General features: G+C 39.9%; 14 protein-coding genes and 2 pseudogenes. 6 read left to right on the top strand and 10 right to left on the bottom strand.

Going from position 1 to position 14,258, the window contains the following annotated elements:
- Nucleotides 1-60: 60 nt before the first annotated feature.
- The 10 genes and pseudogenes from CYJ36_RS17815 to CYJ36_RS17765 form a co-directional block, all read right to left on the bottom strand.
- Nucleotides 61-268: pseudogene (locus tag CYJ36_RS17815) on the bottom strand (HNH endonuclease); the annotation flags it as partial.
- 106 nt (nucleotides 269-374) lie between these two features.
- On the bottom strand, nucleotides 375-653 hold the full coding sequence (locus CYJ36_RS17810; RefSeq protein WP_101568607.1) for a hypothetical protein: 279 nt from the start codon (nucleotides 651-653) through the stop codon (nucleotides 375-377).
- Nucleotides 654-871: 218 nt separating this feature from the next.
- Nucleotides 872-1,258: an immunity 22 family protein gene (locus CYJ36_RS17805; RefSeq protein ID WP_101568606.1), complete on the bottom strand. Its 387-nt coding sequence runs from the start codon at nucleotides 1,256-1,258 to the stop codon at nucleotides 872-874.
- A gap of 3 nt (nucleotides 1,259-1,261) precedes the next feature.
- Entirely contained in the window at nucleotides 1,262-2,110 is an 849-nt protein-coding gene (locus CYJ36_RS24115; protein WP_219621120.1) for a hypothetical protein, read from the bottom strand.
- 335 nt (nucleotides 2,111-2,445) lie between these two features.
- Nucleotides 2,446-2,913 (bottom strand): annotated as a pseudogene (locus tag CYJ36_RS17790) (DUF6985 domain-containing protein).
- A 238-nt stretch (nucleotides 2,914-3,151) separates the two neighbouring features.
- Nucleotides 3,152-3,646, bottom strand: a complete 495-nt coding sequence (locus CYJ36_RS17785; protein WP_101568604.1) for a cytoplasmic protein — start codon at nucleotides 3,644-3,646, stop codon at nucleotides 3,152-3,154.
- Nucleotides 3,643-5,658, bottom strand: coding sequence for a T7SS effector LXG polymorphic toxin (locus CYJ36_RS17780; RefSeq protein ID WP_101568603.1), 2,016 nt, complete (start codon nucleotides 5,656-5,658; stop codon nucleotides 3,643-3,645). Before CYJ36_RS17780 ends, CYJ36_RS17785 begins: the two co-directional genes overlap by 4 nt.
- A 17-nt stretch (nucleotides 5,659-5,675) precedes the next feature.
- Nucleotides 5,676-5,936 (bottom strand): YwqI/YxiC family protein, encoded by a 261-nt coding sequence (locus tag CYJ36_RS17775; protein WP_101568602.1) that lies wholly within the window; start codon nucleotides 5,934-5,936, stop codon nucleotides 5,676-5,678.
- Complete coding sequence (locus CYJ36_RS17770; RefSeq protein ID WP_224773358.1) at nucleotides 5,937-6,374, bottom strand: DUF5082 family protein; 438 nt, start codon at nucleotides 6,372-6,374, stop codon at nucleotides 5,937-5,939.
- Nucleotides 6,375-6,513: 139 nt separating this feature from the next.
- Complete coding sequence (locus CYJ36_RS17765) at nucleotides 6,514-6,744, bottom strand: excisionase family DNA-binding protein (RefSeq protein ID WP_101568600.1); 231 nt, start codon at nucleotides 6,742-6,744, stop codon at nucleotides 6,514-6,516.
- A 191-nt stretch (nucleotides 6,745-6,935) separates the two neighbouring features.
- Between CYJ36_RS17765 and CYJ36_RS17760 the strand changes: the two genes are divergently transcribed.
- The 6 genes from CYJ36_RS17760 (at nucleotide 6,936) to CYJ36_RS17735 (ending at nucleotide 14,211) form a co-directional block, all read left to right on the top strand.
- Nucleotides 6,936-7,898 (top strand): D-2-hydroxyacid dehydrogenase, encoded by a 963-nt coding sequence (locus CYJ36_RS17760; protein ID WP_101568599.1) that lies wholly within the window; start codon nucleotides 6,936-6,938, stop codon nucleotides 7,896-7,898.
- 88 nt (nucleotides 7,899-7,986) lie between these two features.
- Nucleotides 7,987-9,501, top strand: coding sequence for a UDP-N-acetylmuramoyl-L-alanyl-D-glutamate--2,6-diaminopimelate ligase (locus CYJ36_RS17755; protein ID WP_101568598.1), 1,515 nt, complete (start codon nucleotides 7,987-7,989; stop codon nucleotides 9,499-9,501).
- Nucleotides 9,502-9,620: 119 nt separating this feature from the next.
- Complete coding sequence (locus CYJ36_RS17750; protein ID WP_101568597.1) at nucleotides 9,621-9,995, top strand: hypothetical protein; 375 nt, start codon at nucleotides 9,621-9,623, stop codon at nucleotides 9,993-9,995.
- A gap of 103 nt (nucleotides 9,996-10,098) precedes the next feature.
- Nucleotides 10,099-11,850 (top strand): sensor histidine kinase, encoded by a 1,752-nt coding sequence (locus tag CYJ36_RS17745; RefSeq protein WP_101568596.1) that lies wholly within the window; start codon nucleotides 10,099-10,101, stop codon nucleotides 11,848-11,850.
- Nucleotides 11,837-12,565 (top strand): LytR/AlgR family response regulator transcription factor, encoded by a 729-nt coding sequence (locus CYJ36_RS17740; protein ID WP_101568595.1) that lies wholly within the window; start codon nucleotides 11,837-11,839, stop codon nucleotides 12,563-12,565. The genes CYJ36_RS17745 and CYJ36_RS17740 overlap by 14 nt, the downstream gene beginning before the upstream one ends.
- A gap of 194 nt (nucleotides 12,566-12,759) precedes the next feature.
- Nucleotides 12,760-14,211: a carbon starvation CstA family protein gene (locus tag CYJ36_RS17735; RefSeq protein WP_101568594.1), complete on the top strand. Its 1,452-nt coding sequence runs from the start codon at nucleotides 12,760-12,762 to the stop codon at nucleotides 14,209-14,211.
- The last annotated feature ends 47 nt before the right edge of the window (nucleotides 14,212-14,258 follow it).

Raw genomic sequence — 14,258 nt, 5'->3', positions numbered from 1 at the left:
TACTATATTTTTTGGAAAGTGTCAATGGATATGTGGAAAATTTTACTTGAACATATTTATTACAAGTTGCATTGTTTTAACATCATTTATTTCATGCCATGTTAATTTATTTTTATCGGTATACCTTTATATCACTTGCACTTTTTTAACAGACTCCATACCAAGTTTACTTGCTAATTCGGGTGAACTATTAAGCTAATTTTTAGTCTGATTGAACAAAAATGGCTCGTCTGGCTTTCGCACCAAATCCCCCTTTGCCACCAAGCAGCTGGCCGAATAGGCCTACGAAATAATACTGATTTTTTCTTAAAAAGAAATAACCTTGAAAGGCACATAGCCATTCAAGGTTCTACTAATACATGTTCTAAAAGCAATTATTTTTCTTCTTTATACGCTAAGGCAATCTTAACAACTTCATCTGAAGATAAATCCTCTTCATTCCAAAAAATGACGGGGACGACGCCTTCTGTTGTCCGTTTGCAGTCGTAATAGGCGGATACTTCACTGGTGAAGGTTTTGGTGGTATCCCAGGCTTTTTCGTACCATGGGCGGTTTTCAAGTTCCTGGGCAATTTTTGCTTGTTTTCTTGCTTCTGCTTGTTCGTTCTTGAAGGCGAGGTTTTCTTTGGAACTGTTCTCGATGTCTTTTTTCATTTCGTAGATTTTACTGTTTTTATAGGCTTTTGCGTCGTCCTATGTCGCCTGTTCCGGGATTGTCTTCAAGTCCTTCGCACATTTTCTTACGGAAAATGCAATACCTGTCAGCTATAACTTCAACCACTACGGCGTGTCAGGAACTTTCATCCACTAGTTCAAAGCTCTGCCTAGCGCAAAACATTGGAAGGTTAAATACCACAGGGTTTCTAATTTCATTACATGTATTCTACTGAACCTAAAAACTCCAGCTCACTTGTATCAACATTCGTTTTCTTTTTCACCCCTTCATACTTAAAATTGTATAAAAGAATGACAAGATTATAATTACTATTCAAATGTTCTCCACACAATAATGAAAACTTTGGAATAATTATATCTTCATAAGAAAAATCTTCTAATAATCCACTAAGTGAATTATCAGCATCATCATAAAATTCCGCTTCACGTGTAGCATCATCATATCTTTCAATATCAAAACTATGAGCAAACTTAGATGGAATAAAATCTCCATCCTCTGTATAAGAAATTTTTAGTAGATTATCTAATTCCTTAGAGGATTTAATTTTACCTACCCATAATGATACAAAACCTTCTTTTTGCATAAGCTACCTCCTAATTGGTTTTAAACCATCCGGCAAAGCTTCAGATCCACCCTCGAATCGATAGTCTGCCCAATTCTGTAAGCGTCTTTTAAACATATCGTAGTCTGCAGATGTATCTATTATTTGTAAAAGTTCATTGTGTGCTTTAGTTGAACCTTTACCACCGTGTTTACCGTTTGGATTTACAAATTTAGTTTCACTAATAACTGTTCTCATTTCTGTAATTTGTTCGGCAGATACACCCCAATGTTTAAAAGTATCTGCGCGGGAAACTAAGTGCCATTCGTGCATTCCACCAGGGTGACGCAATCGATCTTTAATTGACTCTCTTAACATAGGGTTTGCCCATACTTTATCAAATTCTTCGATAGTTAATGAATTAAACCAATTTCGAAATTCTCCATTTCTTACTGATGGTACAGAGTCAAGAACTTTCCCCGAACCCTTACCTCTTATTTTAACAGAAGAAGCCATCTGCATAACATCCCGAACCGACTTCGTCTCCACATTTATCTGCTTTACACCAATTCCCATATTGGTCGCCATTTCATCCACACGAACTTTAACCGGCACTTGAAAGTCTCCAAACCGGCTTCCAGTAGACTTTAACGTTTGCTGTGCTATTGCCAGTTTATCCTTCACGTAATTGTTGCTGTATGGCGGCTTCGTAGTTGGTACTTTTCTTGAGGCCAATCGATCAATACCATACCCCGCTCCTGCAACTCCCAAGATAGCAAAAGCATTGAACAGACTCTGGTTGCGCTGTTCTTCAGAAAGCTGGTTGCTGAACATGTCTTTTCCTAACACAGCTTCTCCCAGATCGTTAGCGGAGACGAGTCCGTAGATGCCCATCTCTGCTTTATGCAGAGTACTAAACGATTTAGAAGTTTTATTGGCATCCAGTCCGGAATCTGCGGCGTTGTAGGTTTTGAGTTGTCGGTGCCGCCTTTAAATGCTCGGCCTGTCCACCCCACTACAGGAACCATGGCAGCAGTGGCCATGGCTCCGGCTGGGATGTACTGGGCATCTGAGAGTTTTGTTTGTAGCTACTTCGCGTGTAATTTTTCTGTTTGCATAAAAAAACAGCAGAGATTTCTAGAATCCATCTCTGCTGTTTTTTTCGTTAACTTTCAAAATAAAACAGTCATTTATACTCTTATATGTGTATTCCTAGCAAATAGCAATAATTAAATTGCAATATCCTGGTAACCTACTTCAGTTACTTTTTCATTTAATAGACGAAGTCCTAATCCGTTTTCTGTATCCCATATACAATTAAATATAATTCCCATATCTCGACCTTCATAAATACCCGCATATGTAACAACTATTCCATCTAAATTTATCATTTCTAGTATTTGATCTGTTGTTTCAACTAGTGGATAATTTTCGTTTACTTCAATATCATAACCTAGTTCATGTCTCTTTTGATTGTATTAGTCTAAAATGGGTTGCAAAATACTTAATTGCAACTCTTCCCACTTTTGCATTAATGATTGATATGCTGTATATTGACCTTCCTCAAAATAGCCATCTTCTTCACCATCTATCATCAAAGCTATATTCGTTTCTTTTCCAAAAAATTTAATTGTGGTATCCTTAGACCAACCATATTCATACTCGAGTTCACCGAAAATTGTATCGTTTATTGTCATTTCAGTATCTCCTCTTTTTGTTTATTAGCAAATCCTCCAGGTTCATTAATTTAACACCAATTTTATTTTCAAATTGTTGAATTTCCTCAAAGGAAAGATTTTTATTTGAACTTTTAATTCTCAACATATTTAGTTTCTCCCTGTATATATCCATTATGGAAAAAAGGGTGCCCAAGAACTAACCTTTTGGGACACCCTCTTATTAGGGGTTATCTTATTGTTGAAGATCCATTTTCTTTTATACTTCAGCAGGCATATAAATGATCATTCTTCCACCTGGATATTTGCCATCCCAGCCGCACGGCCATCCTCCCTGTTTATACACCTGAAAAACCCTTTCAAAAAAATTGTCGGCCTTCCCATTTACTAACCTGTTTAATGCACATTGATGTAAATCACCAGATACTTCTTCAAAGATATCTATATAATCAAGTAGAAATTCCTCAGGATAGTTTTTAGATGTATTAAATATTTCTCGTAATGTCTTTTCAAAAGAGTTTACATTTTCTTCATAAAGTTTTCCAAGTATTTCTCCACTTTCAGATGATTTTACATCTTCCCATACTGTATCCACTTCATCTAAATCTTGAGACCATGCTAATTCTTGAGCTTCATCATAGTCATGATTAATAGTATAATCTTGTTCTAATAATTTTTTATTGTAAGATAATCTGAGATTTGAAGCCACTTCTATTACCTCTTCTACTAACGAACTATTTTTACCATATTTCATTTACTTAACCACCTTTCCCATAAATCCTCAGTAGCTCCTCCGCCTCTTTGCCATATCGGAATATCTTTAAATTTACCTGATTTATAAAACAATTCAATCCCCATACTAGTTACTTTCGATCTATATAATGGTATACCTAACTCAGTTCCTCTTTTTAACTTCTGCTGCAAATCATAAACCTGCTTTTCTAATACCTCCACATTTTGATTTAAATCCAATTTATCTAATTGATCTTTTACAACATTGTTATAAACGCTGTGAAATCCTCTATGCCGTGATAACGCACTTACCTCTTCATGAGGAATAGGTAGAAAAATACCGTTTGAACTATGGTCCATTTCCATTCCAATCTTTTTAATTATAGGATGATTATATAAGTTTTTAGGAATAATATGCTGAGCTTGATATCCTTTCCAATTTAATGAACGTGGGAAGCCCATAGATTCCATTAAATTCTTACCTAATTCTGTAGAGTTTCCTTTATTAGTATGACCAGGTTTACCAGGTATAAGTCGATTTGCTTGATTAGAAGTAACAGTATCTGTACTGCCCATTCTACCAGAACTACTCATCTGCATAACATCCCGTACAGGCTTCATTTCCACATTTACCTGCTTCACACCAACCCCAATATTGGTCACCATTTCTTCCATCCGAAACACTGGTACTGGTAAATCACCAATCCTGTTGCCAATAGCTTTTAGCGATTGCTGGGCAACTGCAAGTTTTTCCTGTACATACTTGTTGCTGTATGGCACCTTTACTAACGGAGTGTTTTTCGCAGCCAGTCTATCAAAACCATACCCCGCTCCTGCAACTCCCAAGATAGCAATAGCATTGAACAGACTCTGGTTGCGCTGTTCTTCTGTCAGCTGATTACCAAACATATCTTTTCCGGTCACAGCCTCACCAAGCCCATTAGCAGAAACCAGCCCATAAATCCCCATCTCCGTCTTCTGCAAAGCACTAAACGATTTAGAAGTTTTATAAGCATCAAGCGCATGATCCGCTGCATTATACGCTTTAACCGTTTTATAGATTGCGCTTCCGCCTTTGACAGCACGTCCTGCCCAGCCAACAACCGGAATGAAGCCGGCTGCTGCCATGGCTCCTGCTGCGATGCGCTGGGCTTCTGTGAGCTTTTCTCCTGTGACGGGATCGACGCCTTCTGTTGCCCGTTTGTAGTCATAGTATCCTGATACTTCGCCGGTGAAGGTTTTTGTGGTGTCCCAGGCTTTTTCGTACCATGGGCGGTTTTCGAGTTCTTCTGCAATTTTAGCTTGTTTTCTTGCTTCTGCTTGATCGTTCTTGAAGGCGAGATATTCTTTGGAGCTGTTTTCGATGTCCTTTTTCATTTTGTAGATTTCGCTGTTTTGATAGGCTTTTGCATTGAAGTTGATAGGTGTGATGCTGCTTCCTTGTCTTGAGGATTCGAGCAGCTGTCCGAATAAGCCAAGCAGGTAGCTTTGATCATTTTCCGATATGGCATATTCTTCAGTTAATGCCTGGTCCAGCTGGTTGACGGCATCCACCGTTTGGGAGCGCTCTTTTTCAGCTTTTGCCATGTGATCTTCGAACGAGTCACTTGAAAAAACATGCAGCGGGACAAGATCATCAATACTGTGGAAAATATTCTGCAGGGCATCCTGCTGGCTTTCAACCATTTCTTTCGCACGATTTTGAGCACGCGGCACATTTTCTTCTAAAAAGGACATTTGGACAAAGGTATCGCCTGATAGCTTCGCATCTTCCGTGCTGCCGGGGATTCCCCTGAAAAAAGCAATGTTTTTATCGATCAGCCTCATCCAGGCTTCCACTACATCGACTTGGGCAGAATAAAAGCCTTTTATCGCTTCTGCGCCTTTTCCCTGGAATTCATCACCAGAATTTACGATATCTAAAAACTGTTTCTTCAGCTGATTCAGCTGTTCCTTCAGCTCTTCGTATTGCTTGGCTCTCTTTTCCATTGCCGACACTAACGTTTTTGCTTCATAAACTTTAATCTCTGCCACCTCCCTATTGTCCTTTTTTATCTGTGGACAATCGCTTCATCTTGTTCTTTCAATGAATCCACATTTGCACGCGTATCTTCCACATTTTTTTGAACGATCGTTACGTACTGCGAGACAAATTGATGAATCATTTCCTCCCGCTCCTGCCATTTTTGCGTAAAATCAAGCTTGTTTTGGCCGACATCGTCTGGTCCTTCCAAAGCAAGGGCATTCAATGCCCGTTTGATTTCATCCAGCTGCTTCATCATTTCGGCATGATTCAGTTTAATTTGGGTCATTTAAAACAACCGCCTTTTTAAATCATCTAGTCTGTTGCCAAGCTCCTCAAACGCATCCTCGCCAACGGCAAGCAGCTTATCTGCTTCATGTGCAAGACTGCTGGCAGCGTTTATGACGGTTCTTTCGATTTCCAGTGCATGAATCTTCATCTGAATGCGCTGCATATATCCATCATAGTCCTCATCTGCAATGTTCCTCATCACTCTATAGGCTTCATTGCGCTCATCGTGAAACGAATCGGCTCTTGATCCCTTCCATAAATGATCCAGTTCGGGATCCAGGATCTTGCGCATTTCATTCATGCTTTCACTTTGCTCACGTTCAATCTGCATTTTGGCCCGCTCCAGACGATGGATCTGATCATTCAGTTCAGAAGATTGATAGGATATAGCTCCGTGAATCTGATTCAATACTTTTGAAAAATCCAATTTGATCACCTCAAACCTCACTTCATATTAATTTCCATATTTTATAGTATAAGGTAGATAGTAGCATGGTTAAATAGGACCATTGCTTTAATTTGACAGCAGTCTCTATTTTTTTACAAAAAAAATAGAAATGCAGAATCTGCACTTCTTAATCTTCATCCTTTATATCAATATCCTCTGGGATCGGTTTGTTCAGCCACTCCTCAAGCTGTTCTTTGTATTTTTCCATCTGTTCCAAATGAGTTGTAAACTGTTCTTTGTTGATTAAATATTGCTCCCCGTCATGAACAGCTCTGATCTGCTTTTGAATGATGAGATTTTCAATATAGGCTTCCGGCATGGATAGATGCTCGGCTGTTTCTTTTATCGTCAGATACATGATTCCATTCTCGCTTTCCTTGCATGATTGTTACCCATCATTATAGTAGGATTGCTTAACAAAAGAAAGGGAGTATTTATCTTGTAAAACAGATTTCACAATCCCAGCTTCTTTTTATCTTTCCTGCTCATGGTCAATAACATTTTCTGTTAAAATTAACATAATACTTAGATAATTCAGGAGGAACCTCTATGCCAAAAAGAAAACTAATCATCACTCAAGACCTTAATCCGAAACAACTGCAGCAAATCACCGGAATCGTCCCTGGCTGGGAAGTCATTGCGGGCAGAGACAAGTCTGTCTGGCAGAATCACCTTAAAGATGCGGAAGTGATCGCTGGCTGGAAAAAAGAGATTGCAGAACATTGCCTTACTCCTCAGTCAAAGCTTCGCTGGGTGCAAACGTGGAGTGCGGGAGTTAATAACACCCCTCTTCAAATCCTTGAAGAAAAAGGCATTCTTTTAACAAGCGCAAACGGTGTTCATGCCTTTCCTATTTCTGAAACAATTTTCGCTCTTATGCTTGGTCTGACACGAAAAATTCATACATACGTAAAAAATCAAACGAAGAAAAAGTGGCATCATGCTGATATGAAACTTGAAATCCATGGAAAAACAATCGGAGTCATTGGTGTCGGTGCCATTGGGCAAGAAACAGCGAAAATCGCAAAAGCTTTTGGTATGACAGTGCTTGGCGTCCGTCATTCAGGGAAGCCTGCAGATTTTGTTGATGAAATGTATACGAGCGATCAGCTTGATCTCGTTCTGCCTCAGTGTGATTATGTCGTGGTAACATTGCCTCTTACAAATGAAACTCGCTATCTGTTTAAGTACAGCCAATTTAAAATCATGAAGCGTTCTGCGTTTTTTATTAATATAGGACGCGGCGAAATTGTGGCTGAAGAGGATATGATAGAAGCACTGCAAAACGAAGAAATTGCAGGAGCAGGACTTGATGTGTTTGAAAAAGAACCCTTAGGGGAAAAGAGTGCTCTGTGGGGGTTTGAGAACGTCATCATAACCCCGCATACATCCGGTTCAACCGAATACTATAACAAGCGCCTAATTGAAACCATATTGATTCCTAATTTAAAGCACTACCAAGCAGGAGAAATTCCTTCTGTAAATTTAGTGAGTTATGAAAAAGGATACTGATTTTTAATAATTTTTAGTATAGGAAAAGCGCTTGTATTGGAAAATATAAAGACAATCACAAATCTAAAATCATGAATGAGGAACAGGAATGATTATACAATTTGATCAACTAGAGGACGTTGCCTTTCAGCATATTTTCGGACAAGCTTCACAGAACATCACAAGCCTTGCTTTTCATTCTAAACACGTTAAACCAGGAGCCATCTTTTTCAGCATAAAGGGTGAGGCGCATGACGGTCATCAATATATTGACGAGGCGATTGAGCGCGGAGCCGCTGCCGTTATTGGCACAAGCCTTGAAACGCTTGAGAGGCTGAGCCTTGTGTACCTGTCCTGCACGTTTCTTGTTGTTGAAAATGTGAGAGATACGATGGCTCTTTTAGCAAAAAGGTTTCATAACAGAGCTGATGAACAGCTAAAAACAATCGGAGTAACAGGTACAAACGGAAAAACAACTGTTGCTGCCTATGTCCGTTCTCTTTTAACGCTTTTAGAACTTCCAACAGGTTCAATTGGAACCACAGGTATTTGGTCTTCTTCTCAAAAACTTACTTATAAAAAAAGCACTCCGACCACTCCAGAATCTATCGACTTGCATCAAATCTTTCATGACTTAGCTGACATGGGTGACAAAGCGGCCGTCATGGAAGTTTCTTCTATCGCAACAGATCAAAAAAGGGTGCACGGTATTCATTTTGATGCAGCCATACTTACAAACTTTTCCGAAGAACACCTTGAATATCATAAAACCATGGATCATTATAAAAAATGCAAACTTGCTCTTTTTGAACAGGCGAAAACTGCTGTCATCAATATCGATGATGAAGAGATGGGAAAAGAGCTCGCTCAAACGTTTAATGGTCCTAAAATCACTTATAGTCTATTGTCTCAGAGCGGGGCTGATTTAACAGCGGACATGATTGAATTTACAGATATAGGTTCAACTTTTGACATTTTCTATCAAGGCAAGATTCATCACGCTAAAGCTCCTGTTTTTGGAACTTATAATATTGCCAATGTCCTTGCCGCTATTGGCACAGCGATAGGGTTAGGCTATAAAATGAGAGAGATCCTTCAAGTTCTCCCAATGCTTCAAAGCCCAGAAGGACGTTTTCAAGTCATTGCCGGACCGGACAACAGGAAGATCATATTGGATTATGCACATACACCAGTTGCGCTGACCCGACTTGTTGAAGAAGTAAAAAAGATGGATTACAACCGATTAATTGTGATGATCGCCGGCATTGGCATACGGGATTTTAACAAGATGCCTAAAATGGCTGCTGCCATTGAAGGACAGGCAGATGAAGTCATCGTTACCGTTGATCATCCTGGCCATCATGATCCGCAAATAATAATCGATCAAGTCATGACAGGCTTTTCCGAACCAAAAGCTCCAAATATCCAAGCTGCCTTAACACGGGAAGAAGGTGTAATCGCCTCTCTCTCAGCAGCCGAACCTGATGACATTATTCTGCTGACAAGCGGATGCATTAATGGGGCACAAATTGTAAAAGGACAGGAAATTCCTCATTCTGATGAGGAAATTATCGAATCACATTATGATTCTTATGAGTATGATTGCCATGAGCTCGAAATCTGAGTTTATGGCTTTTTCTGCTTGTTAATTTTTTTATGGGCTGTCTCTAGGCATAAGCCCTGTCACTCCGCACATTACCTACATAGGGTATTAAGAATGACAACGCAAAGGAGAGCAGTCCTATGAACCCTTATCAATTTTATCAAGGCTATATACCTCAGCAATCAGACTATTATATGCAGTATCAATACAATCCTTATCAGCCTCAGCAAACTCAAGAACAATATGATCCAGATCGCCAGCCGCCGCAATTTCAATCACTTGAAAGAAGAATTAATGCATTAGAAAGACAAAACGAGCAGCAGCAAAGAGAATTGAACCGCCAAAATCAAGAGATCAGAAACCTTAGAAGAGATCTTAACCAAACAAATCAGGAAGTGTCTCGTCTGAACCAAGTTGTTGAGCGTCATACAAGACGTTTGAATCGTTTAAATCAGAGACTCCGAACTGTCGAAAACAGGTTAAATATTCCGTTTACAGCTGAAGATGGATTTTAACATTTGAAAGCAGCTTTTGGCTGCTTTTTTCTATTTCCTTTGCTAATAGATATCGTTCCATTACAATAAAAACATAATTCTTTCAATCAAAAGGGGTAGAATGATGTTTGAATTACTCATTACCATGCTCGAACGATTAAGCATTATAGTAACGATTGCCTTTATTTTAACGAGATTCCGTTTTTTCCGGAGCATGATTTATCAAGACCAGTTAAATCGCAGTCAGCAATATACCGCTATTCTTTTCTTTGGTTTTTTCGGAATTATCGGTACATATTCCGGTTTATCTCTAAGTACAGAGACGCTCGAATTCAACCGCTGGGCATCAGCACTTGCTTCTGATGAAGCCATCGCCAATTCCAGAGTGATCGGGGTAGTTTTAGCAGGTCTTCTTGGCGGATGGAAAGTAGGAATAGGAGCCGGGCTTATCGCAGGAATTCACAGATTTACACTTGGAGGATTTACAGCCCTTTCATGTGGGCTTGCTTCTATTATTTCCGGGGTTCTGGCAGGTGCTTTTTTTAGAAAAAATTCACACGTCAAGCTTTCCTCTGCTTTTCTTATTGGAGCTTTGGCCGAAACAGTGCAAATGGCGGTTATTCTCATTGTGTCACGTCCTTTTGAAAAAGCGGTTACCTTAGTAGAAATGATAGGTCTTCCCATGATCTTAGCGAATGGACTCGGTTCTGCTCTTTTTCTGCTTATTATAAAAAATGTTGTTAATGAAGAAGAAAAAGCAGGCGCTTTACAGGCTCAAAAAACATTGCGGATAGCAGACCAGACGCTTGCGTACCTTCGAGGAGGCATGAATTCATTATCAGCACAGACAGTATGCCAGATTCTCCAAAAAGAAATCAAGACAAGTGCTGTTGCAATGACAAATAAAACAGAAATCCTTGCTCATGTCGGCCATGGAGATGATCATCATCGAACAGGCAGCCCGATTCAAACTCAAATAACAAAAGATGTGATTCATAATGGTAAGCTTGTAATTGCGAATGATCGGACGATTCATTGCCGGGAAGCAGCCTGTCCTCTTGGAGCAGCAGTCATTGCCCCCCTGAAACAGCGCGGAGAAACGATTGGTACGATGAAATTTTATTTTCGATCAGAGAAGGAAATAACGGATATCATCATGGAGCTGATTACCGGTCTCAGCAGCCTTTTAAGCAATCAGCTTGAAATTGCTGAAGCAGATAAAGCCTACCAGCTTGCAAAGGAAGCAGAGATAAAAGCTCTACAGGCGCAGATTAGCCCGCATTTTCTTTTTAATTCATTAAATATGATTGTATCTTTGATTCGAATTGATCCCGGAAAAGCCCGAAAACTTCTCTTGTCTCTTTCCCATTTTTTAAGATCAAATTTAAATGCCACTACAGTAGACATGACTTCAATGGAACAGGAATTAAAACATATTAAAGCGTATCTCGCCATAGAGGAGACACGTTTTGTCGACAAGCTGACTGTTCTTTACGAAATTGATGAATATGCCCTTTTTGTCAAACTTCCTCCCTTAAGCCTGCAGCCAATCGTTGAAAATGCTGTAAAACACGGAATTAAGGATAAAGAAGAAAATTGTGTGATAACCATCTCGGTCCAAAAAACAGGCGGAAAAATTATCGTAAAAGTGGCAGATAACGGTCAGGGAATGAGTGCTGAACGAGCTAAGCAAATTGGCAAACATGCTGTCCCATCTGTAAATGGAACCGGCCTCGGACTATACAATGTTAATCGCAGGCTGACGATGCTGTTTGGCAGCGCGTCGGCTCTTCAGATAAACAGTGTGCCTGGACGCGGTACTGAAATCTACTTTACGATCCCGTATACGGAGGAAAATGAAAATGGAGCAGGTTAAAATAGTTATCGCGGATGATGAACGATACAGCCGTGATGAATTAAAGCACCTTTTAAGTGAATTTTCATCCATTCAAATCGTTGGCGAGGCAGAAACCGGAGAAGCAGCTGTCATGAAATCGATTCAGCTTCAGCCAGACGTCGTCTTCTTAGATGTTGAAATGCCTAAAATGAATGGAATGGAAGCGGCAAAGGCATTAATGGAGCTTAAGAAGGTTCCTCTCATTGTCTTTGCCACAGCGTATCCCCAATTTGCGGCAGAAGCTTTTCGTTACGAAGCAATCGACTATTTGCTTAAGCCATATGATGAAGATCAGCTTAAGCAAACAGTACAGCGTATTGAAAAATTGCTAATGCAGCCAAAAGAAACAGAAAAAAGCTCCGCATCCGGTAAGCTTGCAGTGGAAGCTGAAGGTGAAATCATCTACCTTGAACCTAAGGATATTTTATATATGTACCGTGATGAAAAGCTTACTAAAATCCTAACGAAAACGAAAGAATATGACACAAAAACGCCGTTAAAGGATTTAGAATCACGACTGGTTCCTTATTGTTTTTTCCGAATTCACAAAAGCTATCTTGTTAATTTAGATTTTGTTGTCAAACTGACACCCTGGTTCAACGGAGCCTATCAGCTTGAGCTCGAAGGAACTAATGAGATGCTGTCTGTCAGCAGAAACTATGTGAAATCACTGCGGGAGAGGCTTGAGATTTGAAAACGGCATGATTCCCCTTAATATATCCCTGATATGAAAGCAGACTTACAGCTGCTTTTTTTTGCATGTAAATCCTGAATAACTACATGTTAACCCTCTTTTTCTGCATGTTGGTCATAAAACATCCATATATAAATCTAGTCCTTTATACTTATGTAAACGCATTCATTACCATTCATTCAAGGAGGGTTACCATGTATACTTTTTTAGCCGGTGTTGTCCTTTTAATTGTTGGGTATTTTACGTACGGTAAATTTGTTGAGAAAGTTTTCGGTGTAAATGAGGCCAGAACAACTCCCGCATTCACTCATAAGGATGGTGTTGACTACCTTCCGATGACGACCAGCAAGAATTCATTGATCCAGCTGCTTAATATTGCTGGTGTAGGGCCTATTTTCGGGCCAATTATGGGAGCGCTTTACGGACCTGTAGCTTTCCTTTGGATTGTCTTAGGTTGTATTTTTGCAGGTGCTGTCCATGACTATTTAACAGGCATGATTTCAATCCGCAACCGCGGTGCTCATTTGCCTGAGCTTGCAGGAAAGTTTTTAGGAAATGTGATGAAGCACGTTGTAAATGCATTCGCCATTCTTCTTCTTTTATTAGTCGGGACGGTTTTCGTGACAGCTCCAGCGGGCTTGCTTTACAGCTTAATGAACGGCTGGGCTACAATGGGACTGATTCTAGCAGCTATCTTTATCTATTACATCTTAGCAACTTTGCTTCCGATTGATAAAATTATCGGCAGATTCTATCCGATTTTCGGCGCATTGCTTTTAATCAGCGCAATCGGAGTCGGCGGCGGACTTGTCATTACGGGTGCACCAATTCCTGAATTAACTCTTGCCAATCTGCATCCTGATAATGTTCCAATCTTTCCGTTATTATTCTTGACGATTTCATGCGGTGCATTATCTGGGTTCCATGCGACACAAACACCGATTATCTCAAGAACCACTCAAAATGAGAAACAAGGACGCAAAATTTTCTACGGCATGATGATTGCTGAAGGTGTCATCGCCATGATTTGGGCTGCTGCAGCGATGAGTTTATTTGACGGCGGCACAGGATTGAACGCGCTGCTAGCAGAAGGCGGACCTGGTGCAGTAGTTAGTGAAGCTTCTACTCTTATGCTTGGAGCAATCGGAGGAACACTTGCTGTACTGGGTGTTATCATCCTTCCAATCACATCTGGAGACACAGCTTTCAGAAGTGCACGTATGATCATTGCAGATTATTTCAACATTTCACAAAAGAAAATGTCTAGCCGACTATGGATTGCCCTTCCATTGTTCGTTATCTCTTTTGCCTTAACAAAAATTGATTTCACAATTCTATGGAGATACTTCTCATGGGCAAACCAATCAACAGCCGTTATTGCACTGTGGGTTGGAGCAATGTACCTGTTCATTGCCAAGAAAAATTATTGGATCGCCATGATTCCAGGAATTTTCATGACGATGGTAACGGTAACTTACATTTTAAATGCACCGATAGGCTTCGGTTTATCAATGAATATTTCCTATATCGGCGCGACTATTGCAACAAGCGCTGTAACGGTCATTTTCTTCATAGCAGCTAAAAAAGCCCGGGCAAATAATATTCCCCTTGATGACGACGTTTCAGGCTGGAAGAACGTGTCTTAATGGGCTGCTGCAGTCCTAATTACCGCAAAACTGTGAATGAGAAAGAA

Origin of the sequence: Bacillus sp. UMB0893 (genome assembly GCF_002858905.1) — a bacterium.
Lineage (GTDB): Bacteria > Bacillota > Bacilli > Bacillales > Bacillaceae > Bacillus_P.
This window is presented reverse-complemented; position numbering and strand designations above follow the sequence as displayed.

What these genes read in the sequence shown, in the direction of transcription:
- CYJ36_RS17805 (WP_101568606.1), bottom strand. Translation starts at nt 1,258, where the DNA reads ATGCAAAAAGAAGGTTTTGTATCATTATGGGTAGGTAAAATTAAATCC.
- CYJ36_RS17735 (WP_101568594.1), top strand. Translation starts at nt 12,760, where the DNA reads ATGTATACTTTTTTAGCCGGTGTTGTCCTTTTAATTGTTGGGTATTTT.
- CYJ36_RS17810 (WP_101568607.1), bottom strand. Translation starts at nt 653, where the DNA reads ATGAAAAAAGACATCGAGAACAGTTCCAAAGAAAACCTCGCCTTCAAG.
- CYJ36_RS17775 (WP_101568602.1), bottom strand. Translation starts at nt 5,936, where the DNA reads ATGACCCAAATTAAACTGAATCATGCCGAAATGATGAAGCAGCTGGAT.
- CYJ36_RS24115 (WP_219621120.1), bottom strand. Translation starts at nt 2,110, where the DNA reads ATGGGCATCTACGGACTCGTCTCCGCTAACGATCTGGGAGAAGCTGTG.
- CYJ36_RS17765 (WP_101568600.1), bottom strand. Translation starts at nt 6,744, where the DNA reads ATGTATCTGACGATAAAAGAAACAGCCGAGCATCTATCCATGCCGGAA.
- CYJ36_RS17750 (WP_101568597.1), top strand. Translation starts at nt 9,621, where the DNA reads ATGAACCCTTATCAATTTTATCAAGGCTATATACCTCAGCAATCAGAC.
- CYJ36_RS17745 (WP_101568596.1), top strand. Translation starts at nt 10,099, where the DNA reads ATGTTTGAATTACTCATTACCATGCTCGAACGATTAAGCATTATAGTA.
- CYJ36_RS17760 (WP_101568599.1), top strand. Translation starts at nt 6,936, where the DNA reads ATGCCAAAAAGAAAACTAATCATCACTCAAGACCTTAATCCGAAACAA.
- CYJ36_RS17755 (WP_101568598.1), top strand. Translation starts at nt 7,987, where the DNA reads ATGATTATACAATTTGATCAACTAGAGGACGTTGCCTTTCAGCATATT.
- CYJ36_RS17740 (WP_101568595.1), top strand. Translation starts at nt 11,837, where the DNA reads ATGGAGCAGGTTAAAATAGTTATCGCGGATGATGAACGATACAGCCGT.
- CYJ36_RS17785 (WP_101568604.1), bottom strand. Translation starts at nt 3,646, where the DNA reads ATGAAATATGGTAAAAATAGTTCGTTAGTAGAAGAGGTAATAGAAGTG.